Source organism: Enterobacter mori LMG 25706 (assembly GCF_000211415.1).
Lineage (GTDB): Bacteria > Pseudomonadota > Gammaproteobacteria > Enterobacterales > Enterobacteriaceae > Enterobacter > Enterobacter mori.
In genome coordinates, this window is record NZ_GL890780.1 from 149,340 (window position 1) to 172,148 (window position 22,809).

Here is a 22,809-nt window from a genome sequence, read left to right on the forward strand (position 1 = left end):
GTTGGACAGACCAGCTACTGGAAAAAGTGGGAATAAGATAAGTTTTCTTGGGTGGGAAGTAAAATCCCGCATGCGTTCAATCGGCAAAATTACGCCAGATATCCTGAATATCTTCCATCAGAAAGCCGCGGTAGAGCAAAAAGCGTTGGATTTTGACTTTTTCTGAAAATTCACGCGGCAGCGGTTCGCCGTATTTCCGAATCGCCTGCTCTTTTGCCAATTCGCACCAGTCGGTATCGCATTCGCGCATCGCTTTTTCAATCGATTCACGGGCAACCCCTTTCTGGTTAAGCTCCTGCCGAATGCGCGCGGGCCCGTATCCTTTGCGGCCACGGCTGGCGAGAAAGCGGGAAGCAAAGCGCTCGTCGTCAAGATAGTGATGCTCATAGCACCAGGCGATCACGCGGTCGTAATCTTCTGCTGTGGCATCAATGTCTTCCGGTCCGTTTTTGCTCATCACGGGTGCTGACAGTTTTCGCCGTAGCTCTTGTTCGCTGTGGTCACGCACGGCAAGGATGCGCACCGCGCGGTCCAGTAAGCGTGCATACGCGGGTCGACGTGATGTGGATTCACTCATAAAAAACCTGCAGATTCAGAAATGCAAAAAGGGCCGCATCAGCAGCCCTTCATCATTACACGAGAGACTTAAAAGTCTTCGTTGGTTTCTTCAGCATCCGCGGCGTCCACCACGAAATCAGGTTTGGAGTCCTGGTTATTCAGCAGAAGCTCACGCACCTTCTTCTCAATCTCTTTCGCTGCAGCCGGGTTCTCTTTCAGCCAGGAGATAGCATTCGCTTTACCCTGACCAATCTTGTCACCGTTGTAGCTGTACCATGCGCCCGCTTTTTCAATCCGCTTTTCTTTCACGCCCAGGTCAACCAGCTCGCCGAGGAAGTTGATGCCTTCGCCGTAGAGGATCTGGAACTCAGCCTGTTTAAACGGCGCGGCGATTTTGTTCTTCACAACCTTCACGCGGGTTTCGCTACCGACCACGTTCTCGCCCTCTTTCACCGCGCCGATACGGCGGATATCCAGACGGACAGAGGCGTAGAATTTCAGGGCGTTACCACCGGTAGTAGTTTCCGGGTTACCGAACATCACACCAATTTTCATACGGATCTGGTTGATGAAGATCAGCAGCGTGTTGGACTGCTTCAGGTTACCGGCCAGCTTACGCATCGCCTGGCTCATCATACGTGCCGCGAGGCCCATGTGAGAGTCACCGATTTCACCTTCGATTTCCGCTTTTGGCGTCAGTGCCGCAACGGAGTCGACGATGATCACGTCAACCGCACCAGAACGCGCCAGCGCGTCACAAATTTCCAGTGCCTGCTCGCCGGTATCCGGCTGGGAACACAGCAGGTTGTCGATATCAACACCCAATTTACGGGCATAGACAGGGTCCAGCGCGTGCTCAGCATCGATAAACGCACAGGTTTTACCTTCGCGCTGCGCCGCTGCAACAACCTGCAGGGTCAGGGTGGTTTTACCCGAGGATTCCGGTCCGTAGATTTCTACGATACGGCCCATCGGCAAACCGCCAGCGCCCAGTGCGATATCCAGAGAAAGCGAACCGGTGGAGATAGTTTCCACGTCCATGGAACGGTCTTCACCCAGGCGCATGATGGAGCCTTTACCGAATTGCTTTTCGATCTGGCCCAGTGCTGCCGCCAACGCTTTCTGTTTGTTCTCGTCGATAGCCATTATTACTCCTGTCATGCCGGGAGAAGCGACTGCGCTTCACCGTGGATTTCTGTTCTGTTGGTGCAATTATACTGTATGGTCATACAGTATCAAGTATTTTGTAGAAATTGTTGCCAGAGCGTTTTCAATGCGTATTCCGTTGCCTGGCGACGTACGCTTTCGCGGTCGCCGCTGAAGCACTCCCGGCGGGTGATCCCCTCGCCTTTGGCGGTGGCAAAACCAAACCAGACGGTGCCGACAGGCTTCACGTCGCTGCCGCCGTCCGGGCCCGCAATGCCGCTAATGGAAATTGCGTAATCTGCCCGCGCCTCTTTCAGCGCGCCAATGGCCATCTCAATCACCCCCGGTTCGCTCACCGCGCCATGCTGTTCGAGCGTCGATTCACGCACGCCAATCATCTGTGCTTTAGCTTCGTTACTGTAGGTCACAAAACCGCGTTCAAACCAGGCGGAACTCCCGGCAATGTCGGTAATCACTTTGGCAACCCAACCGCCAGTACAGGACTCTGCCGTTGTGAGGGTCGCACCACGCTGTTTAAGCGCCAACCCTACCACTTCGCTAAGCTGCATCAATTCATGGTCAGTCATTCTCGCTCCAGGCTTCGGAAAAACGTGCTGCACAAGATAGCACTTTCTCGTTGGATATGGGGATGCGCTTGCGGTTTTACGAGGGGGCTTCAGAAAAAAGCCGATGCAGGCGCACCGGCTCTGGGCATGTTATTTCATGCTGTTCGCAATCGTATCGACATTGTGACGAAACGCCTTAACGTAGGTGTCTGCTACGCCGCCTTTTGACGACAGCGCTTCCGGGTAGAGTTCGCCGCCCGGCTGCGCCCCCGTAGCGCTGGCAATCTGTTTCACCAGTCGCGGGTCAAGCTGGTTTTCCATAAACCAGGTTTTTACGCCGTCGGCTTTAATCTGATTAATGATCTCAGCCACCTGCGCCGCACTGGCCTCGCTCTCTGACGACAGCCCCTGCGGGGCCATAAACGTTACGCCGTAGGCGCGGCTGAAATAGCCGAACGCATCATGGCTGGTCAGCACCTTGCGCTTATCTTTCGGGATCGCGCTGAAACGCGTTTTGGCCCAGCTATCCAGATGGTTAAGCTGTGCGATATAGGGTTTTCCGGAAGCTTCCAGCGCAGCTTTATCTTCCGGGTCAGCTTTCACCAGCCCGTCCAGAATATTTTGTGCATACAGCGCCCCGTTCGCCGCGCTGTTCCACGCGTGCGGATCGGTCACGGTTTTGCCCTCTTCCTCAAGCGTGTGGGTTTTCACCCCGGTCGACGCCACCACCAGTTGGCCTTTAAATCCTGAGGCCTTCACCAGCCGGTCGAGCCAGCCCTCCAGCCCCAGACCGTTAACCACAACCACATCGGCCTTATTCAGCGCCGCGCTGTCTTTCGGTGACGGTTCGAAGGTATGCGGGTCGCCGTCCGGCCCTACCAGCGTCGTCACTTTCACGTGGTCTCCTCCCACTTCCTGAGTCATGTCACCCAATATTGAAAAACTGGTCACCACGTTGAGCGTTTTCGCCATCACACCGTGCGACATCATCCCCAGCGCGAGCGCCACAGCTAACCCTGTACGTTTCATCATTTCCCCTTGCGTTAAAAAAGCGCCCGCAGGCTGCCAGCCAGCCTGCTGCGCGTACCAAATAAAACAGAGATAAAGAACAGCGCGCTGGCGGTGAGCACGATGGATGGCCCCGCAGGCAAACTCGCCGCCCAGGAAAGGCTGAGCCCGAGCCACGCACAGAAAATACCGCTGATGCCCGCCATCAATAACAACCCGGGTAACGTGCGTACCCAGCAGCGTGCTGCCACCGCGGGTAGCATCATCAGCCCGACGGCCATCAGCGTGCCAAGCACCTGAAATCCGGCCACCAGATTAAGCACCAGCAGCGCCAGAAACAGTCCATGCAATAAGCCAGGTAACCCGCGAGCATTCACCTGCAGCCAGGCGGTATCAAAGGCCTCTGTCACCAGCCCGCGATAGAAAATCGCCAGCGTGATAAGCGTGACGATGCATACGCCGGTGACGAACAGCGCGGCGTCGTTGTCCACCGCAAGAATGGAGCCAAACAGCAGATGCAGTAGATCGACGTTCGAGCCGCGCAGCGAGACCAGCGTGACGCCCAGCGCCAGCGACCCAAGATAGAAACCGGCAAAGCTGGCATCTTCTTTGAGCGGCGTGCGGCGGCTGACCAGACCGGCCACCAGCGCCACGGTAATTCCCGCGATAAAACCGCCAATACTCATCGCCAGCAGCGACATTCCGCTGAGCAAATACCCCACGGCGACACCCGGCAAAATGGCGTGAGAAAGCGCATCCCCCATCAGGCTCATCCGACGCAGCTGAAGAAACACGCCGAGCGCGGTGGTGCTGACGGAGAGCGCCAGGCAAACCACCAGCGCGCGGCGCATAAACCCGTATTCGATAAACGGCTGGAAAAATGTATGCCAGATCATGCCACCCTCACCCGTTCGGTTTTCCACTGGGGAACGTCAGCATCCAGCCGTAAGGTTTGCGGGAAGTGGCGCGACACGCGCTCGCTGTCGTGTAAAACCGCAAGCAGCGTTTGCCCCTGCATATACATCTCCAGCATCAGGTCCATCAGCACGTTGCAGGTGGCTTCATCGACCCCGGTAAAGGGCTCATCCAGCATCACCAGCGGCGCCTGCTGCACCAGGACGCGTGCAAACAGCATGCGCTGAAACTGTCCGCCGGAGAGTTCATCGATGGTGGATAACGCCATGGATCCCAGCCCGACGCGCTCAAGCGCGCTGGCAATCCGCAACCGCGTCTCGCGACGAAAAGCGGTAAAAAGCGATATGCGCGGCCAGCAGCCCATGCTTACCACGTCCTGTACGGTCAGCGGAAACTGTGCCTCCAGCGCGTGACGCTGTGCCAGCCAGCCGATTACCGGGCGCTTACCCTGCCAGCGGAAGCCGCCGCTGACTGGAGGAATAAACCCCGCCAGCGTTTTCAGCAGCGTCGATTTCCCGCAGCCGTTAGCGCCGATAATGGCGGTCATGCTCCCCCGTTCGATCCCCCCCGAAAGAGGATGCGTAACGGGCTGGCGGTCATAGCCCGCGACCAGTTCGTTCATCACGATCATGGCAATGCCACCGCCCAGCGCACGGCCAGCCCGATAAAGACAACAAGCACCAGCGCCAGCAACAGCCGAACCAGAGCAGACAGAGAAAAAAGGGACGTTGACATTTTGACACCAAATTAAATGTTATAACATAACAATAATGAAAGGCGGTTAAGATGTAAATGGCGGGTTTGAAAAGGGAGTGTGGCGAAATGTTTCTGCAAAATTCCCCTCTCCCGTGGGAGAGGGTCAGGGTGAGGGCATCAGGCCGCACCGTTCATGCAGCCATGCCGGGTGGCGACGTTGCCTTACCCGGCCTACCCATCAGAATGACTTACTGACTAAACGGTGACGCCGCCGGGACGCGGGCCTGAGACACCGCCAGCCCCAGCTGCCACACCGCCATTGCGTAGTGGGTACTGTGGTTATAACGGGTAATGGTGTAGAAGTTCGGCATGCCGTACCAGTACTGATACCCGGTTCCCACGTCCAGACGCAGCAGGCTCACCTGCTCGACATTGCCCAGCGGCTGCGTTGGCGTTAAGCCTGCCGCCGTCAGCTGTGCAACGCTGTATTTAGTTTTGAAGCCGTTTTCCAGACCAAACGCCTCGCCGTTTGCCTGCACCGCAACTTGCCCACCCGGCGTCCAGCCGTGCGCTTTGAAGTAGTTCGCCACGCTGCCGATGGCATCCACCGGATCCCACAGGTTGATGTGACCATCACCGTTAAAGTCGACGGCATATTGCTTATAGGAAGACGGCATAAACTGACCGTAGCCCATCGCACCGGCAAACGACCCTTTCAGATCCAGCGGGTCGTCCTGTTCGCTGCGCGCCATCAGCAGGAAGGTTTCCAGCTCGGAAGAGAAGTACTCCGCGCGACGCGGGTAGTTAAAGGAGAGCGTCGCCAGCGCGTCCAGGATGCGGGTTTTACCCATCACGCGGCCCCAGCGGGTTTCCACGCCGATAATCCCGACGATGATTTCAGGCGGTATGCCGTACACCTGCCACGCGCGGTTGAGCGCATCTTCATACTGATTCCAGAACACCACGCCGTTTTGCACGTTGTCCGGGGTAATAAACTGTTTGCGATAGCGCAGCCACGCGCCGTTTGGCCCGGTCGGCACCTGTGCCGTCGGTGCCTGGCGGTCCATCAGGCGCAGCACGTAGTCCAGACGCTTGGCCTGCGACAAAATTTCGTGCAGCTGCTGTCTGTCAAAGCCGTGTTTGCTCACCATTTTATCGATGAACTGTTCGGCCGCCGGGTTATTGGCGAAGTCGCCGCCCATCTGCATCATATTATGCTGCGGCTCCAGCAGGAATCCTCCGGAAGGCGCACCCGCCGTTTGCTGAACGGCTTCGGTCTTAGGTTTGCTACTACAGGCAGACAGCAGAATAAGCGCAGGCAACAGCGCTGCATAACGACGCTTGAACATGAGACATCCATTTAACGGGTTCGATAAGAACCCAGTATGGTAAAGCATCCGCAACACCTCAAGGAAGCGGTACGCACTCCCCCAACGCAAATCCGCGTTTTTTTTCCACCGAAAACCATTGACCTCATCAATAAACTTTCAAAATAATCTATTTTTCTTTCATTGTGAGATCCAACTAACACTTTAAAACCTTTCAAAGTGATTATTATTAGCCTGTCAGACAAAAACAAAAAAGCCCCACAGGAGAGAAGAATGATAGAAACCATCACCCACGGCGCCGAGTGGTTCATCGGGCTGTTTCAGAAAGGCGGAGAAGTGTTCACCGGTATGGTGACCGGGATCCTGCCCCTGCTGATCAGCCTGCTGGTGATCATGAACGCGTTGATCAACTTTATCGGCCAGCAGCGCATTGAACGCTTCGCCCAGCGCTGTGCCGGGAATCCGCTGTCCCGCTATCTGGTATTACCGTTCATCGGCACCTTCGTGTTCTGTAACCCGATGACCTTAAGCCTCGGCCGCTTCATGCCGGAAAAGTACAAGCCGAGCTATTACGCCGCCGCCTCCTACAGCTGCCACTCCATGAACGGCCTGTTCCCGCACATTAACCCCGGAGAGCTGTTTGTCTATCTCGGGATCGCCAGCGGTCTCACCACCCTTGGCCTGCCGCTCGGCCCGCTGGCGGTGAGCTATCTGCTGGTCGGCCTGGTCACCAACTTCTTCCGCGGCTGGGTGACGGACCTCACCACCACCATTTTTGAGAAAAAAATGGGCATCCAGCTTGAACAGAAAGTCCATCTTTCAGGAGCCACAGCATGAACCGGATCCGCATTGAGAAAGGCACGGGCGGCTGGGGCGGCCCGCTGGAGTTCGACGCCACCGAAGGCAAAAAGATCGTTTACATCACCGCGGGCACGCGCCCGGCGATCGTCGATAAGCTGCGCGAGCTGACCGGCTGGGAAGCGGTCGACGGCTTTAAGGAAGGCGAACCGCCGGAGGCGGAAATCGGTGTGGCGGTGATCGACTGCGGCGGCACGCTGCGCTGCGGTATCTATCCCAAGCGCCGAATTCCGACGGTGAATATTCACTCCACCGGAAAATCCGGCCCGCTGGCGCAGTACATCCTTGAGGACATTTACGTCTCAGGCGTGAAAGAGGACAACATCACGCTGGTGAATGGGACGCCTGCACCGCAAAAAGCGGCCCCGCGCGAGTACGACACCAGCAAGAAAATCACCGAGCAGAGCGACGGCCTGCTGGCGAAGGTCGGGATGGGCATGGGTTCCGCTGTGGCGGTGCTGTTCCAGTCCCGGCGCGACACCATCGACACGGTACTGAAAACCATCCTGCCCTTTATGGCGTTCGTCTCGGCGCTGATCGGCATCATCATGGCGTCCGGCCTGGGCGACTGGATTGCCCACGGCCTCGCCCCGCTCGCCAGCCACCCGCTCGGGCTGGTCACGCTGGCGCTGATCTGCTCCTTCCCTCTGCTGTCGCCGTTCCTCGGCCCGGGCGCGGTGATTGCCCAGGTCATCGGCGTGCTGATTGGCGTGCAGATTGGTCTGGGGAACATTCCTCCGCACCTCGCCCTGCCCGCCCTGTTTGCCATTAACGCCCAGGCAGCGTGCGACTTTATCCCCGTTGGGCTGTCGCTGGCCGAAGCGCGGCAGGACACAGTGCGCGTAGGCGTGCCCTCCGTCCTGGCCAGCCGCTTCCTGACGGGCGCGCCGACGGTGCTGATTGCCTGGTTTGTCTCCGGCTTTATTTATCAATAAGAGGTTCCTGCGATGACCGTGATTTACCAGACCACCATTACCCGCATCGGCCAGAGCGCAGCCGACGCGCTGAACGACCAGATGCTGATCACCTTCCGCGAAGGTGCCCCGGCAGATATCGAAGAGTTTTGTTTTATCCACTGCCACGGCGAGCTGAACGGTGAGCTGAAGGCAGGAAGCCAGCTGGAGCTGGGCGAAGCGCGCTATGCCGTCCCCGCCGTTGGCGACGTGGCCGAGCAAAACCTGCGCGAGCTGGGCCACATCACTCTGCGTTTCGACGGCCAGCCGCAGGCGGAGTATCCCGGTACGGTTCACGTCGCGGGCCCGGTTCCGCAGGCTGTCACCCCAGGCTGCACGTTAAAATTTGTTGCGTAATTAAGGAGATACACATGAGTCAGGTTGCCGTTGTCATTGGTGGGGGACAAACCTTAGGCGAGTTCCTCTGCCGTGGGCTTGCCGCAGAAGGTTACCGCGTGGCGGTAGTGGACATTCAGAGTGAAAAAGCCGCCCGCGTAGCGGATACCATCAACACCGAGTTTGGCGAAGGGATGGCGTCCGGGTTTGGTGCCGACGCCACCAGCGAGCAAAGCGTAATGGCGCTAGCCCGCGGCGTGGACGAGATTTTTGGACGTACCGATCTGCTGGTCTACAGCGCGGGGATTGCGAAAGCGGCCTTTATCAGCGATTTCGCGCTGGGGGATTTTGACCGCTCGCTGCAGGTAAACCTGGTGGGCTATTTCCTCTGCGCCCGCGAGTTTTCCCGCCTGATGATCCGCGACGGCATTCAGGGGCGCATCATTCAGATCAACTCAAAATCAGGGAAGGTGGGCAGCAAGCACAACTCCGGCTACAGCGCGGCGAAGTTTGGTGGCGTGGGGCTGACGCAGTCTCTGGCGCTGGATCTGGCCGAGTATGGCATTACCGTTCACTCGCTGATGCTGGGCAACCTGCTGAAATCGCCGATGTTCCAGTCCCTGCTGCCGCAGTATGCCACCAAGCTCGGCATCAAGGCTGAGGAAGTGGAGCAGTACTACATCGATAAAGTGCCGCTGAAGCGCGGGTGCGACTATCAGGACGTGCTGAACATGCTGCTGTTTTACGCCAGCCCAAAAGCCTCGTACTGCACCGGGCAGTCGATCAACGTGACCGGTGGGCAGGTCATGTTCTGATCGAGCAGCCTGATGCCCTCACCCTAACCCTCTCCCACCGGGAGAGGGAACAAAACAAGGAGTCGATATGGTAACCGCACTCATCACCGTCGCCGCCCTCGCCTGGCTGTGCCAGATGGCGTTTGGCGGCTGGCAGATCCACCAGTTTAACCGCGCGTTTGATGCCCTGTGTCAGAAAGGCCGCGTGGGCGTCGGACGTTCCGGCGGACGCTTCAAACCGCGCGTGGTCGTCGCCGTTGCGCTGGACGAAAACAATAACGTCTGCGATTCGCTCATCATGCGCGGCATGACCGTCTTCGCCCGGCCGGTGAAAATCCAGGCAATCAACGGCATTTCGCTGCAGGAATTACGGCCTGATGTGATCTTTCCCCATGATCCACTCTGTCAGAATGCACTATCATTAGCGCTTAATCTGAAACATGGATAATTTCGTTGTGAAAGCTATAGACTTGCGAAATTATCATTTCGCAACCTAAGGAACGAAGCGCCTATGAAACCTCGTCAGCGGCAGGCGGCCATTCTCGAACATCTGCAAAAGCAGGGAAAATGTTCGGTAGAGGATCTGGCCCACTACTTTGACACCACCGGCACGACAATACGCAAGGACCTGGTATTGCTCGAAAACTCTGGCGCCGTCATTCGAACCTACGGCGGCGTGGTGCTCAATAAGGACGAAGCGGACCCGCCTATCGATCACAAAACGCTGATCAATACCCACCAGAAAGCGCTCATTGCCGAAGCTGCCGTAAAATTTATCCAGGACGGTGATTCCATCATTCTGGATGCAGGCAGTACCGTCCTGCAGATGATCCCGCTGCTCAGCCGCTTTAACAACATCACGGTGATGACCAACAGCCTGCACATCGTCAACGCCCTGTCGGAGTTCGACAGCGAGCAGACCATCCTGATGCCCGGCGGCACCTTCCGCAAAAAATCGGCGTCGTTTCACGGCCAACTGGCGGAGAATGCCTTCGACCACTTCAGCTTTGATAAACTCTTTATGGGCACCGACGGCATCGACCTGAACGCGGGCGTTACGACGTTCAACGAGGTGTTCAGCGTCAGTAAAGCGATGTGCAACGCCGCGCGGGAAGTGATTTTGATGGCAGACTCGTCGAAGTTTGGCCGCAAAAGCCCCAACATTGTCTGTAGCCTTGAAAGCGTTGATAAGCTGATTACCGACGCGGGTATCGACCCGGCGTTCAAGAAAGCGCTGGAAGAGAAAGGAATCGACGTGATCGTAACCGGAGAAAGAGATGAGTGATTTTCTGTTAGAAACGGGCCGCCAGACGCTGATGCTGGAACTGCAGGAAGCCAGCCGCCTGCCGGAACGTCTGGGCGAGGATTTTGTCCGCGCGGCCAACACCATTATCCACTGCGAAGGCAAAGTGATCGTGGCGGGCATCGGTAAATCTGGCCATATCGCCAAAAAGATTCCTGCGACGCTCGCCAGCACCGGCACTCCAGCGTTCTTTGTGCATCCGGCAGAGGCGCTGCATGGCGATCTCGGGATGATTGAAAGCCGCGACGTGATGCTGTTTATCTCCTACTCCGGTTCGGCCAAAGAGCTGGACCTGATTATTCCACGCCTGCAGGAAAAATCGGTCGCCTTGCTGGCGATGACCGGGAAATCCCGCTCGCCGCTGGCGCTGGCCGCCAAAGCGACGCTGGATATTTCCGTTGAGCGTGAAGCCTGTCCGATGCACCTCGCCCCGACCTCCAGCACCGTTAACACCCTGATGATGGGCGACGCGCTGGCAATGGCGGTGACGCAGGCGCGCGGCTTTAACGAAGAAGATTTCGCCCGTTCGCATCCGGCAGGTGCGCTCGGCGCACGCCTGCTCAACAAGGTTCACCACCTGATGCGCACCGACGATGCCATTCCGCAAGTCAAACTCGATACCAGCGTCATGGACGCGATGCTGGAGCTCAGCCGCACCGGTCTGGGGCTGGTTGCGGTCTGCGATGACAACGGGAGCGTCAAGGGCGTGTTCACCGACGGCGACCTGCGCCGCTGGCTGGTGGGCGGCGGCAGGCTGGAAACAAAAGTGTCGGACGCCATGACCAAAGGCGGACTGACGCTCAACGCCGAGAGCCGCGCCATTGAAGCCAAAGAGGTGCTGATGAAGCGCAAAATCACCGCCGCTCCGGTGGTGGATGATGCCGGCAGGCTGTGCGGTGCTATCAACCTGCAGGATTTTTATCAGGCCGGAATTATCTAGCCCTTCAGTCCCAGACGCTTCGCCAGCCTGTGCAGGTTGGCGACGTCCATCTCCAGCGCCCGCGCGCACGCCGCCCAACTGCGGTTATTCTGGTCCAGCGCGCGGGTAATCATCTGACGCTGAAACGCCTCCGTGGCTTCACGCAGATTTTCATTCGCTATCTCTGGTGCCGCCTGCGCGACAGCCGGTGCGGTTTCATCCTGAAACGCAAAATGCCGCGCGTGGATCACTACCTCGTCACCCAAGCGCGTCGCCCGCGCCAGCACCACCGCGCGGTGGATCGCATGCTCCAGCTCGCGTACGTTGCCTGGCCAGCCGTAGCTCAGCAGATGCGACCTCGCCCCCGGGCTCAGCACCACGCGGGAAAGCCCCATCCTGAGACGGCACTGCTCGCAGAAAAAGCCCGCCAGCAGCACCACGTCGTCCCCGCGCTCGCGCAGCGGCGGCACCGTAAGCGGGAACACGCTCAGGCGATGGAACAGGTCAGCGCGGAAGTTCCCGGCCAGTACCTCTTCACGCAGGTCGCGGTTGGTGGCCGCCAGCACGCGCACGTCCACTCTGTGACTGCGATCATCCCCCACGCGCTGGATGTCGCCGTACTGCAGGACGCGCAGCAGCTTGGCCTGCAGCGACAGCGACAGCTCACCAATCTCATCCAGAAACAGCGTGCCGTTATCGGCCATTTCGAACTTGCCGCTGCGGTTGCTGATGGCCCCGGTAAACGCCCCTTTTACGTGACCAAACAGCTCGCTTTCCGCCACGCTTTCCGGCAGCGCGGCGCAGTTGAGGTACACCAGCGGGTTCACCGCGCGCGGCGAGGCTTCGTGAATAGACTTCGCCACCAGCTCCTTACCGGTGCCGGTTTCCCCGAAGATCAGCACGTTTAAATCTGAGGCGGCAACAATCTCAATCTCTTTTTTGAGCTGCGCCATACCCGGAGAAAGGCCGATCATCTCCGTGTGCGTTACCTGTTCAAACGCCGCCGGGCTGCCGGGAAGAATGTTCTGGCTCTCCAGCTGTTCAATCAGCAGGGCATTGTTCAGCGCCCCAGCGGCCAGGGCGGCAATCAGGCGCAGCTCTTCGTCGCTAAAGGTGTCGAACTGGTCCGGCGACAGGCCGTCGAGGGTCAGTGCTCCGATCAGATTTTGTCCGGCAAACAGAGGCAGGCCGATACAGGCGTGCACCTTCAGGCTCTCCTGTCCGGGAATAAGCCCGTCATACGGGTCGGGCAAGTCGCTGTCCGCCGGGAAGCGCACCACGTCACCCGCGCGGGCGATAGTTTCCAGACGCGGATGGCCTTCAAGGGTAAAACGCCGTCCGAGCACGTCCTTCGCCAGCCCGTCGATAGCCAGCGGAATAAACTGCCGCCCTTCATAGCGCAGCAGCGCCGAGGCGTCACACGCCAGCACGTGGCGCAGCGTGGAAATCAGCCGCTGAAAGCGGTCCTGATGGCCGATACCGGTTTGCAGCTCAATAGCGATCTTCGCCAGCACGTCGACGGAAAAGCTCATAGTGACCTCGCTGTCATTTTGACAATGCATATTGTCATATTGACACTAATTTTAATAGTCATAATGACTTACCCATTACGGATCATAAGAATTTTTATCAAACAAAATCAACATATTAAAAGTTGGCACGCAACTTGATATAGGCAAACCATCTTATTTGAAAATGCTGTATTACGTAGAGGTTGCTATGTCTATTCTGGTTAAAAATAACATTCATTGGGTCGGTCAACGTGACTGGGAAGTGCGCGATTTCCACGGGACGGAGTACAAAACGCTGCGCGGCAGCAGCTACAACAGCTATCTCATCCGCGAAGGAAAAAACGTGCTGATCGATACCGTTGATCACAAGTTCAGCCGCGAGTTCGTGCAGAACCTGCGCAGTGAAATCGACCTGAACGCCATCGACTACATCATCATCAATCATGCGGAAGAAGATCACGCCGGCTCGCTGACCGAGCTGATGTCTTACATTCCGAACACGCCGATCTACTGCACCACCAACGCCATCGACTCGATCAACGGCCACCACCACCATCCGGAGTGGAACTTCCATACCGTGAAAACCGGCGACGCGCTGGATATCGGCAACGGCAAACAGCTGATCTTCGTGGAAACCCCGATGCTGCACTGGCCGGACAGCATGATGACCTACATGACCGGCGACGCGGTGCTGTTCAGCAACGACGCCTTCGGCCAGCACTACTGCGACGAGCGCCTGTTCAACGACGAAGTGGACCAGACCGAGCTGTTCGAGCAGTGCCAACGCTACTACGCCAACATCCTGACGCCGTTCAGCCGCCTGGTGACGCCAAAAATTAGCGAAATCCTCGGCTTTAACCTGCCGGTGGACATGATTGCCACCTCCCACGGCGTGGTGTGGCGTGAGAACCCGACCCAGATCGTCGAACTGTACCTGAAGTGGGCGGCGGACTATCAGGAAGACCGCATCACGATCTTCTACGACACCATGTCCAACAACACCCGCATGATGGCGGATGCCATTGCCCAGGGCATCAACGAAGTGGACCCGAACGTGGCGGTGAAAATCTTCAACGTGGCGCGCAGCGATAAGAACGAGGTGTTGACCAACGTGTTCCGCTCTAAGGGCGTGCTGGTAGGCACCTCCACCATGAACAACGTAATGATGCCGAAAATTGCCGGCCTTGTGGAAGAGATGACCGGCCTGCGTTTTCGCAACAAGCGCGCCAGCGCCTTTGGCTCCCACGGCTGGAGCGGCGGCGCGGTAGACCGTCTGTCTACGCGTCTGCAGGATGCCGGTTTCGAAATGTCCCTGAGCCTGAAGGCGAAATGGCGTCCGGATATCGACGCCCTGGAGATCTGTCGCCAACATGGCCGCGACATTGCCCGTCAGTGGGCGCTCGCTCCGCTGCCGGAAGTGACGGCAAAACCAACCGAACAGCAGGAAGCCTGCGCCTGTGCCGCCGCGGCAGCCGCCGATCTCGGCCCGAGCATGCAGTGCAGCGTCTGCCAGTGGATTTACGATCCTGAACTGGGCGAACCACTGCAGGATGTTGCCCCGGGCACGCCGTGGCGAGACGTGCCGGACAACTTCCTCTGCCCGGAATGTTCACTCGGTAAGGACGTCTTTGACGAACTGGGTACGGAGGCAAAATGAGCAACGGTATCGTCATCATCGGCTCGGGCTTTGCCGCCCGCCAGCTGGTGAAAAACATCCGCAAGCAGGATGCCAGCGTGCCGCTGACAGTGATTGCCGCCGACAGCATGGACGAGTACAACAAGCCTGATTTAAGCCACGTCATTAGCCAGAATCAGCGCGCCGAAGACCTCACCCGCCAGACGGCGGGGGAGTTCGCAGAGCAGTTTAACCTGCGTCTGTTCCCGTACACCTGGGTCACCGATATCGACGCCGATGCCCGCGTAGTGAAAGCGAAAGAGAAAACCTGGCAGTACGACAAGCTGGTGCTGGCCACGGGTGCCTCTGCGTTTGTGCCGCCGATTGAAGGCCGCGAGCTGATGATCACCCTCAACAGCCAGCAGGAGTACCAGGCCAGCGAAACGGGGCTTCGCGACGCTCAGCGGGTAATGATTGTCGGCGGCGGGCTGATCGGCACCGAGCTGGCGATGGATTTCTGCCGGGCGGGCAAATCCGTCACCCTGGTTGACCACGCGGCGAGCATTCTGTCGGCGCTGATGCCCGCAGAAGTAAGCAGTCGCTTACAGCATCGCCTGACCGACATGGGCGTACATCTGCTGTTGAAATCGCAGCTGCACAGCCTGAGCAAAACCGAAGGCGGCATTCGTGCCACGCTCGACCGCAGCCGCAGCGTTGAGGTGGACGTGGTTATTGCGGCGACGGGCCTGCGCCCGGAAACCTCGCTGGCGCATCGTGCAGGGGCAGAAACAGGCCGTGGTGTGAAGGTAAATAGCTATCTGCAAACCACGCAGCCGGATATTTACGCCCTGGGCGACTGCGCTGAAATTAACGGTCAGGTGCTGCCTTTTTTACAGCCAATTCAATTAAGCGCGATGTATCTGGCGAAAAACCTGCTCGGCGGCAGCGCGCCGCTGCAATTACCCGCCATGCTGATTAAAGTCAAAACGCCGGAATTACCGCTGCACCTTGCCGGTGAAACGCAGCGTCAGGATCTGAACTGGCAAATTACCCTCGAACCGCAGGGAATGGTCGCGCGCGGTGCCGATAATGAGGGGCAACTACGCGCTTTTGTCGTCAGTGAAGACCGAATGAAGGAGGCTTTCGCTCTGCTGAAACTGTTACCTGCCTGACCCTCTTTTTGCCGGGTGGCGCTTCGCTTACCCGGCCTACAGCACGACCACGCTTACTTAACCTTTGGATTTAATTATCCACCGCCCCGATGTCCCGGGGCTTTTTTTTACGCATTCTATTCATCAAATAAATGCAAAGCAGGTATATCATCGCTATCAATCCCTTATTTATTATTTCCATTAATACTTAAATGCGGAACAGGTGAAAAACATCACCCTGTTTTATTATTCGCCGCTGGACTAGTCTGATAATTAATTAATCAGCCGGAGACAAATCATGGCGACTTTTAATACCGAACTCAAATATCTTTCTCGTTATTTCAAAGAAGCGAAGCATGCTGAGCACATTTTATTTCGCTGGCTTTATTTGAGCCCGGAGGCGCGCATTGAGCGTCTGCGCGAGCTGATGATGCCGGTCAGTGAGCCTGAGCGGTAATTGCCGGGCAAAACCGGAACACTTTACGTATACCAGCACTTTTTCTTCCGCAAAAAAATCCTACACTCTCAGCATCCCTTTTTCACAGGTATGCCTCTATGCGCCAGCTTCAGAAAATCCGTCAGTATCAACGGCTTTATCAGCACTACGGCGCAGCGCCAGCGTCCACGACTATCGCGGAAGTCGCGGAGGTTGCGCTGTGCAGCGAACGTCATGCGCGCACCCTGCTGCGCCAGCTCGCGCAAAGCGGCTGGCTAAGCTGGGACGCGCAGCCGGGGCGCGGGCACCGTGCCACCCTGCACTGCCTGACAACCACCAGCGAACTGAGCGCGCCGCTGATGCACGCCTGTCTGGAAAAAGGCGATTACCAGAGCGCGCTGCAGCTGGCCGACGGCGATCCGGCCAGCCTGCACCACATCATCACCCCGTTTTTAGGCGGCAAATGGCTTAAGCACCAGCCGACGCTGCGCATCCGTGTATCGCCCGCTGACTCGCTGCATCTGCCCTTCAGCGTCGCCGCGCGACAGCATATATCTGCGCGGTCACGCAGTCTGACACGCTATGCACCCGTACGCGCAGCGTAGCGGATTAGCCATCACTGGATGCCTCGAAGACCCGCTCGCTGGGCCTTTTACTGGGGCAGCGGCCGCACTGGCCTAACCGTCAGGCCATCAGCGACGAAGATATTCTCAGCGCGATGCAGCAGGTGCTGGACGATCCGGCGCGCAGCGCGGGGCTCGCGCACGTTCAAACGGTGTCGCTTGTCGCTCCCTGGTGTCTGGAGATTGCGCTGAACGTGCCCGATGCCATGCTGGCGCATCGTCTCGCGCATCACGCCTGTCGTCTGCCGCACCCGCAGCAGCCTGATATCGGCGCGGGCCCTTTTGCTATTGCCCATCACCACTCGCATTACCTGCGCCTTGAGCGTCAGCCCTGGTACTTTGCCGCGCACCCGCTGCTACACGCGATTGAGTTCTGGCGCACCCGCAGCGAGGCGGAAAAAACCGCGTGGATCACCGTAGGTAAAGGCGACAATGCCCGGGAGGCCGTCACCTCCACCAGCGGCGGGTTTGCCTGGCTGATGCTGAACGCCGGGCTGCCGCAGCCGCTGGCCGCGTGGCTGCGTCAGGAGATTCAGCACATTAACCAGCAGCACCTTCACCGGGAGGATGTCGATACCCGCACGGAGATCCTGCCCGGCATCACAACGCCCGCGTTTGCGGATGCCCCCGACGTGGCGCTCCCCGCGGCCCTTTCTCTGATCTGTTACGACACGCCGGGGCTGTGCGATCTGGCCAGCATGCTGCAAACGCGCCTGAAAAAGCGCGGCTGTGACGTTAACATCCAGCGGAAAGACCGCGAGGCGTGGCATGCGCCCGACGCGCTGGCACAGGGAGATATCTTGCTGGGGGATTATCTGGCGGGTGAAGTACCGGTATTTGCGCTGGCAGAGTGGTTTACCGAAGAGCCCGCGTGGGCCGCCGCGCTGGGGCAGACCGCCTGGCAAAAAGAAAAGCAGACGCTGATGACATACTGCGAAAGCGAGGAGACGCTAAAATCACACCTGCCCGCTTTCTTTCAGCACCTGCTGGAAAGCGGCGCCTGCACGCCGCTGTTCCACTACCGCTATCGTCTTAACACCCTCGAAAACGTGCAGGACATTGTGCTGACCGCCAGCGGCTGGCTTGATTTTACCCGCGCCTGGCTGCCGCCGGTTCAGGAACGCACGACCAGCGCATCGTAGCCACGCCAGCGGTAGTTGACCATGGAGATCAGCCAGCAGGCAACGAACAGCCCGACCACCACAAACCCGGCGTTGCCCAGATTATCGTTTACCGCACCAATCAGATCCCAGACGCCGCCGCTGAGGGCGAATTTGTCCATCAGCAGGCCCAGCGCTTCCAGCCCGCCGATAAACAGCGCCACCACCACGGAGGTGCCGGTGATGGTCATGTTGTAGTAGAGCTTGCGCTGCGGCTTGTTAAACGCCCAGCCGTAGGCACCGACCATCAGCAGGTTGTCGAGGGTATCCACCAGCGCCATGCCGCTGGCGAAGAGCGCCGGAAAGATCATGATTGACCACACCGACATCCCGCTGGAGGCGCTGGCAGCAGAGATCCCCAGCACGCCAATCTCGGTGGCCGTGTCAAAGCCGAGGCCAAACAGGAAACCAACCAGGTACATCTGCCAGCTTTTATTCACCAGGCGGAAGGTTTTGCCGAACAGCCAGTTCATAACGCCGCCCTGAGCAGGTAGCGTGATATCGCCCTGCACTGGCCTGCCGTGTTTCAGCGCCTGAAAACTGCGCCAGACGCCGCGCAGGATCACCATGTTCACCAGCGCCATCGCCAGCAGGAAGGTCGCCGACACCGCCGTGCCAATCAGGCTGCCAGTTTCGTGGAACCATTCCATGTTTTTCTGAAAAGCCGTCGCGGTAGCGGCGATGGCAATCGAGGCCAGCACCACGATGGTGGAGTGCCCCAGCGAGAACCACGCCCCGACGCCGGACGGGCGTTTGCCCTGCTGCATCATCTTACGCGTCACGGTATCAATGGCCGCGATGTGGTCGGCGTCCACCGCGTGACGCAGCCCGTAGCACCACGCCAGCAGACTGGCGGCCATCAGCGCCGTGCTGCCGCTAAAGGCGTGCCATGCCCATCCCCAGGCCAGCAGGTTTGCCATTACCAGAGCCAGCAGCAGAAGCGCGGCGCGAGGTTCATTGCGTAAGAGTCGTAACATTTTAAGTCCTTTGTGAACATGACCGGGCGGCGGCGACCACCGCCTGCCCGAAGGAGATCGCTCCGTCACCTGCGGGCAGGTGCGAAGGAAAAAGAAGCGTAAAGTCAGAAAGATAATGACGCAGGCGCGCGCGCAGCAGACGGTTGTACACCACGCCGCCGCTGAGGCAGATTGTCGACAGCGATAAGCGTCGGGCATGGAACGCGGCGAGTTCTGCCAACCCTTTTGCCAGCGTGTCGTGAAACGCCCATGCGCGCGCGCTGGGCTCAGCCTTCCAGGCCAGCCACTGCCGCCAGAAAAGCGCGAGGTTGTCGACAGATAGCGTCACCGGATGGTCGACACCCGCGCACTGCGAGGCCAGCGCTTCCAGCCTGCAGGCGGCTTCCCCCTCCCACGACTGCGCGTCGATACCGAGCGCGCAGGCGACCGCATCAAACAGGCGACCACATGACGAGGCCTGCGGCGCGTTGATGCCGCGCCCGATCGCCGTCGCCAGCAGCGGCCAGTTCTGGCGCTGTACCGCGCGCGTTTCCGGATACTGCTGCCAGTCAGGGACAAATGCCAGACAGTGGGCGAGTAAATTGCGCCACGGCTGCCGCGCCGCCAGATCGCCGCCCGGCAGCGCAACGGCAGGCAGCCCGCCCAGATGCTTGCTCGCGAGATAGTTCACCCGCAGGCACTCCCCGCCCCACAGCGCGCCGTTCTCGCCCATGCCGATCCCGTCCAGCGTGAGGGCGATAACGTCTCCGCCCTCACGCGGCCAGCCGTTTTCCGCCAGGCACGCCGCCGCGTGGGCGTGATGGTGCTGTACGGTTTCGACCGGCAGCGCCTGCGCTTGCGCCCATTGTTGCGTGTGATAGCCCGGATGGGCGTCGCACACCACGCGCTCCGGCTGGAAGGCGTAGATGTCCTGCATCGTCGAGAGCGCGCTGCGCCACTGCGCTTCGACACCTTCATCGCCGAGATCGCCAAAATGCTGGCTCAGCACCGCCTGGTTGCCACGCACCAGGCAGAAGGTGTTTTTCATCTCCGCACCGGTGCATAACATGGCGGGGATATTCTCGAAACCTGCAGGCAACGTGATGGCATCTGGTACAAAACCGCGCGCCCGGCGGAGCATCGCACCGTCCCGATCCATCACCGAATCGTCCATCCGCTGAAGAATATCGCGATTGTGCATCAGGAAGCCGTCCGCCATGTTGCCCAGTTCATCCAGCGCCTGTTGATTACTGATGGCAGGCGGCCTGCCGCTGAGGTTGCCGGAGGTCATCACCAGCGGGCGCTGGCAGTCCATCATCAGCAAATGTTGCAGCGGGTTTGCGGGAAGCATGATGCCCACGCTATCCAGACCCGGCGCGATTGCCTCGGGGAACACCGGCAGCCAGGCTTTTGGCGTGAGCACGACAGGTGCAGCGGGTGAGCGCAGCAGCGTCTGAATCGACTCAGGCAGCTTTTCCGCCTGCGGGATCATCACCGCCAGCGGCTTCGACGGTCGCTGCTTGCGTGACCGCAATGTCCGTATCGCCTGCGGGTTGAGCGCGTCGCAGACGAGGTGAAAACCGCCCAGCCCTTTAACCGCGACTATGCCGCCGTCCTTGAGCGTCGCCACCGCCGCACGCAGTGCCGCTTCGCGGGTAGCAACAACGTCGCCCGCACGCCATTCCAGCGCTGGCCCGCAGTCCGGGCACGCCACCGGCTGGGCGTGAAAACGTCGGTCGGCAGGATTGCGGTACTCCGTCTCACAGGGTGCGCACAGGGAAAATGCGGCCATCGACGTGGCCGGACGGTCATAGGGCATGGCGCGGATAATGGTAAACCGCGGCCCGCAGTGGGTGCAGTTGATAAACGGGTAGCGATAACGGCGCTCGCCGGGGTCGCGCATTTCAGCCAGACACGCCGGACAGGTGGCGGCATCCGGCACAATCTGGGTGTCCATCGCGCCGCCCGCACTGTGGCGGATAACAAACGCGTCCGGCAGGTTCGTCCAGGTGAACGGCTGCGTTTCAACGTGGTCAATGCGTGCCAGCGGTGGGCAGTCCTGATGCAGCCTCGCGGTAAAGGCCCCCCCATTACCCGCGAGGCGCACCAGCACGCCCTCTCCGTCGTTGCAGACATCGCCCGTTAGCTGAAGCTGATGCGCAAGCTGCCAGACGAAGGGCCGAAACCCCACGCCCTGCACCTTGCCGCGCACGCGCAGCTGTACACCGTTACTGCTCATGGCGGATCAGAACAGCAGTGATGCTGAAGTATCGAACGCCGCACGACGGCGCTTTTCGGCGCTCATCTGCTCAAGCTTGTCGCGATCCACGCAGACCAGCGCGTGCGTCGGGCAGGCTTCCATGCAGGCCGGGCCTGAATCGCGGTGGTAGCACAGGTCACATTTGTTGGCTTCGGCTTTCTCCGCCCGCACACTCAGCCCCAAACCGCTGTTGCGCACGACCGGACGGACAACCACCTCCATCGCGCCGTACGGGCAGGCGACCACGCAGGTTTTGCAGCCAATACAGCGCTCCTGCATCACGTGCACAAAGCCTTTCTCGCGTTTAATCGCCCCGTTCGGACAGACGTTCGCGCACGGCGCGTCTTCGCACTGGCGACAGATGGCGGCGGTAGAAATATTCACGCCTTTACTGACGTGGATGCGCGGCAGGAACGTGTCAGGAGTCAGTGACGCGCAGTCCTGCTCCGCCTGATGGGAAACCACGCACGCCACTTCACAGGTACGGCAACCTATGCACTTACTGGCATCGGCCATTATAAAACGGTTCATCTGCTTCTCCAGCATTACAGTTATGCGCGGAGATATTCATAAACCGTGCCAATTATTAACACTATGATTTTTAATGATTTTAAAAATGAGCGTGGTGCTGTCATCGTCACTTATGACGATAACAGCTGTCGACGTCACCGATGCGGACCGTCGATCACGGAGTCGCGCAGGATAAGCTCACCGGAGAAGGTTTGCTGGTATTTGAACTCACCGCCGTCAAGCATGAAGATCAGGCGGCTGATGGTCTCCTTGATCATCTCCGTCACCGGAATGCGCACGCTGGAGAGCGACGGCACCATGTAAGGCGCGATGGCCACATCGTCGAAACCAATCACCGACACCGCGTCCGGCGTGGCGACACCGCTGTCGTGCAGCTGCTTCATGGCACCAATCGCCATATCGTCATTACTCGCCACCAGCGCCGTAAAGCGTTCGCCCCGGGATAACAGCTCCGCCACTGCCGCCGCACCGCTAGCCGGGTTCCATTTCCCCTGCGCAATCAGCTCCTGGCGCAGTGGAATGCCGTGCTGCATCAGTGCTGCCCGGTAACCGGAAAGACGCTCAACGCCGGTCGGGGAATCGAGTGAGCCGGTGATAAACGCAATATCCCGGTGGCCTTTCGCAATCAGCTTCGACACCGCATCCTGGCAGGAGGCATTATGATCGGACCAGACGCTGTGGCTGCTGTTTTTCCGCAGTCGTCGGTTGAGCACCATAATCGGCTGCTCGCACTTTTCGACGATCTCGTCCATCTCCTCGACGCTCAGGAAACGCGGATAGATGATCACCGCGTCGCAGCGCATGTCGAGCAGATATTGAATTGCCTCGCGCTCCTCGTCGGCACTGTGCTTACCGTCCGCGAGGATCAGCTGCCGCCCTTTTTCTTCCGTCATGCGCGCGGCGTGGAACAGCAGTTCGCTAAAGTAAACGCCGTGGTAAAGGGTGTTCGTCACCACCAGCCCCAGCGTCTGGGTACGCCTGGTCGCCAGGTTGCGCGCCAGCAAATTCGGACGATAGCCGCTCTCTTCAATGGCCTGAAACACCCGGTCTTTGGTCTCCTGGCTAACGTAGCCATTTCCCGACAGCACCCGGGAGACCGTCGCTTTCGAAACGCCTGCCCGCTTCGCCACTTCCAGCATCGTGGTCATGTTGTTATTCCGTTTGAAACTGATGAGCGCAGTGTACT

General features: G+C 58.9%; 24 protein-coding genes. 12 read left to right on the plus strand and 12 right to left on the minus strand.

Annotated elements, in window-relative coordinates:
• Window positions 1-76: 76 nt before the first annotated feature.
• The 7 genes from recX to mltB form a co-directional block, all read right to left on the minus strand.
• A complete protein-coding gene (gene recX, locus ENTMO_RS0118865) occupies window positions 77-577 on the minus strand; it encodes a recombination regulator RecX (RefSeq protein ID WP_010434398.1) in 501 nt (166 codons plus the stop codon).
• A 68-nt stretch (window positions 578-645) separates the two neighbouring features.
• Window positions 646-1,704, minus strand: coding sequence for a recombinase RecA (gene recA, locus ENTMO_RS0118870; RefSeq protein WP_010434401.1), 1,059 nt, complete (start codon window positions 1,702-1,704; stop codon window positions 646-648).
• 89 nt (window positions 1,705-1,793) lie between these two features.
• Window positions 1,794-2,291, minus strand: a complete 498-nt coding sequence (gene pncC / locus ENTMO_RS0118875; RefSeq protein ID WP_010434403.1) for a nicotinamide-nucleotide amidase — start codon at window positions 2,289-2,291, stop codon at window positions 1,794-1,796.
• Window positions 2,292-2,420: 129 nt separating this feature from the next.
• A complete protein-coding gene (locus ENTMO_RS0118880; RefSeq protein WP_010434406.1) occupies window positions 2,421-3,299 on the minus strand; it encodes a metal ABC transporter substrate-binding protein in 879 nt (292 codons plus the stop codon).
• Window positions 3,300-3,313: 14 nt separating this feature from the next.
• Window positions 3,314-4,174, minus strand: coding sequence for a metal ABC transporter permease (locus ENTMO_RS0118885; RefSeq protein ID WP_010434409.1), 861 nt, complete (start codon window positions 4,172-4,174; stop codon window positions 3,314-3,316).
• Window positions 4,171-4,824: a metal ABC transporter ATP-binding protein gene (locus tag ENTMO_RS0118890; protein WP_010434412.1), complete on the minus strand. Its 654-nt coding sequence runs from the start codon at window positions 4,822-4,824 to the stop codon at window positions 4,171-4,173. The genes ENTMO_RS0118885 and ENTMO_RS0118890 overlap by 4 nt, the downstream gene beginning before the upstream one ends.
• Before the next feature lie 313 nt (window positions 4,825-5,137).
• On the minus strand, window positions 5,138-6,238 hold the full coding sequence (gene mltB / locus ENTMO_RS0118900; RefSeq protein WP_010434418.1) for a lytic murein transglycosylase B: 1,101 nt from the start codon (window positions 6,236-6,238) through the stop codon (window positions 5,138-5,140).
• 252 nt (window positions 6,239-6,490) lie between these two features.
• Between mltB and srlA the strand changes: the two genes are divergently transcribed.
• The 7 genes from srlA (at window position 6,491) to gutQ (ending at window position 11,401) form a co-directional block, all read left to right on the plus strand.
• Window positions 6,491-7,054 (plus strand): PTS glucitol/sorbitol transporter subunit IIC, encoded by a 564-nt coding sequence (gene srlA, locus ENTMO_RS0118905; RefSeq protein ID WP_010434421.1) that lies wholly within the window; start codon window positions 6,491-6,493, stop codon window positions 7,052-7,054.
• A complete protein-coding gene (gene srlE / locus ENTMO_RS0118910; RefSeq protein ID WP_010434423.1) occupies window positions 7,051-8,010 on the plus strand; it encodes a PTS glucitol/sorbitol transporter subunit IIB in 960 nt (319 codons plus the stop codon). Before srlA ends, srlE begins: the two co-directional genes overlap by 4 nt.
• A 12-nt stretch (window positions 8,011-8,022) precedes the next feature.
• Window positions 8,023-8,385: a PTS glucitol/sorbitol transporter subunit IIA gene (gene srlB / locus ENTMO_RS0118915; RefSeq protein WP_010434425.1), complete on the plus strand. Its 363-nt coding sequence runs from the start codon at window positions 8,023-8,025 to the stop codon at window positions 8,383-8,385.
• A gap of 14 nt (window positions 8,386-8,399) precedes the next feature.
• Entirely contained in the window at window positions 8,400-9,179 is a 780-nt protein-coding gene (gene srlD / locus ENTMO_RS0118920; RefSeq protein WP_010434427.1) for a sorbitol-6-phosphate dehydrogenase, read from the plus strand.
• A 67-nt stretch (window positions 9,180-9,246) separates the two neighbouring features.
• Window positions 9,247-9,606: a transcriptional regulator GutM gene (gene gutM / locus ENTMO_RS0118925; protein ID WP_010434428.1), complete on the plus strand. Its 360-nt coding sequence runs from the start codon at window positions 9,247-9,249 to the stop codon at window positions 9,604-9,606.
• Between the two features lie 63 nt (window positions 9,607-9,669).
• Window positions 9,670-10,443, plus strand: coding sequence for a glucitol operon DNA-binding transcriptional repressor SrlR (gene srlR / locus ENTMO_RS0118930; RefSeq protein WP_010434430.1), 774 nt, complete (start codon window positions 9,670-9,672; stop codon window positions 10,441-10,443).
• Window positions 10,436-11,401: an arabinose-5-phosphate isomerase GutQ gene (gutQ, locus tag ENTMO_RS0118935; protein WP_010434432.1), complete on the plus strand. Its 966-nt coding sequence runs from the start codon at window positions 10,436-10,438 to the stop codon at window positions 11,399-11,401. The genes srlR and gutQ overlap by 8 nt, the downstream gene beginning before the upstream one ends.
• On the opposite strand, the gene norR is transcribed toward gutQ, so the two are convergent.
• Window positions 11,398-12,912, minus strand: coding sequence for a nitric oxide reductase transcriptional regulator NorR (gene norR, locus ENTMO_RS0118940; protein ID WP_010434434.1), 1,515 nt, complete (start codon window positions 12,910-12,912; stop codon window positions 11,398-11,400). The genes gutQ and norR overlap by 4 nt on opposite strands.
• 187 nt (window positions 12,913-13,099) lie before the next feature.
• On the opposite strand from norR, the gene norV reads away from it, so the two are divergent.
• The 5 genes from norV to ENTMO_RS26295 all read left to right on the plus strand — a co-directional run bounded on the left by norV (window position 13,100) and on the right by ENTMO_RS26295 (window position 17,858).
• The gene (norV, locus tag ENTMO_RS0118945) at window positions 13,100-14,548 is read left to right on the plus strand and encodes an anaerobic nitric oxide reductase flavorubredoxin (RefSeq protein ID WP_010434436.1); all 1,449 of its coding nucleotides are present in this window, start codon (window positions 13,100-13,102) and stop codon (window positions 14,546-14,548) included.
• Complete coding sequence (gene norW, locus ENTMO_RS0118950) at window positions 14,545-15,678, plus strand: NADH:flavorubredoxin reductase NorW (protein ID WP_010434438.1); 1,134 nt, start codon at window positions 14,545-14,547, stop codon at window positions 15,676-15,678. The genes norV and norW overlap by 4 nt, the downstream gene beginning before the upstream one ends.
• Before the next feature lie 277 nt (window positions 15,679-15,955).
• Window positions 15,956-16,114 carry a hypothetical protein gene (locus ENTMO_RS26285; RefSeq protein ID WP_010434440.1) on the plus strand — a complete coding sequence of 53 codons (159 nt, stop codon included), beginning with the start codon at window positions 15,956-15,958 and terminating at the stop codon, window positions 16,112-16,114.
• A gap of 98 nt (window positions 16,115-16,212) precedes the next feature.
• Window positions 16,213-16,698: an SgrR family transcriptional regulator gene (locus ENTMO_RS26290; protein WP_010434442.1), complete on the plus strand. Its 486-nt coding sequence runs from the start codon at window positions 16,213-16,215 to the stop codon at window positions 16,696-16,698.
• Between the two features lie 113 nt (window positions 16,699-16,811).
• A complete protein-coding gene (locus ENTMO_RS26295; RefSeq protein ID WP_010434445.1) occupies window positions 16,812-17,858 on the plus strand; it encodes an SgrR family transcriptional regulator in 1,047 nt (348 codons plus the stop codon).
• Here the strand turns inward: ENTMO_RS26295 and ENTMO_RS0118970 are convergent.
• The 4 genes from ENTMO_RS0118970 to ENTMO_RS0118985 all read right to left on the minus strand — a co-directional run bounded on the left by ENTMO_RS0118970 (window position 17,831) and on the right by ENTMO_RS0118985 (window position 22,771).
• Window positions 17,831-18,853, minus strand: coding sequence for a HoxN/HupN/NixA family nickel/cobalt transporter (locus ENTMO_RS0118970; RefSeq protein WP_010434446.1), 1,023 nt, complete (start codon window positions 18,851-18,853; stop codon window positions 17,831-17,833). The genes ENTMO_RS26295 and ENTMO_RS0118970 overlap by 28 nt on opposite strands.
• Before the next feature lies 1 nt (window position 18,854).
• Window positions 18,855-21,071, minus strand: a complete 2,217-nt coding sequence (hypF, locus tag ENTMO_RS0118975; RefSeq protein ID WP_010434449.1) for a carbamoyltransferase HypF — start codon at window positions 21,069-21,071, stop codon at window positions 18,855-18,857.
• 6 nt (window positions 21,072-21,077) lie between these two features.
• Window positions 21,078-21,623, minus strand: coding sequence for an electron transport protein HydN (gene hydN / locus ENTMO_RS0118980; RefSeq protein ID WP_010434451.1), 546 nt, complete (start codon window positions 21,621-21,623; stop codon window positions 21,078-21,080).
• A 134-nt stretch (window positions 21,624-21,757) separates the two neighbouring features.
• Entirely contained in the window at window positions 21,758-22,771 is a 1,014-nt protein-coding gene (locus tag ENTMO_RS0118985) for a LacI family DNA-binding transcriptional regulator (RefSeq protein ID WP_010434454.1), read from the minus strand.
• Window positions 22,772-22,809 lie beyond the last annotated feature (38 nt).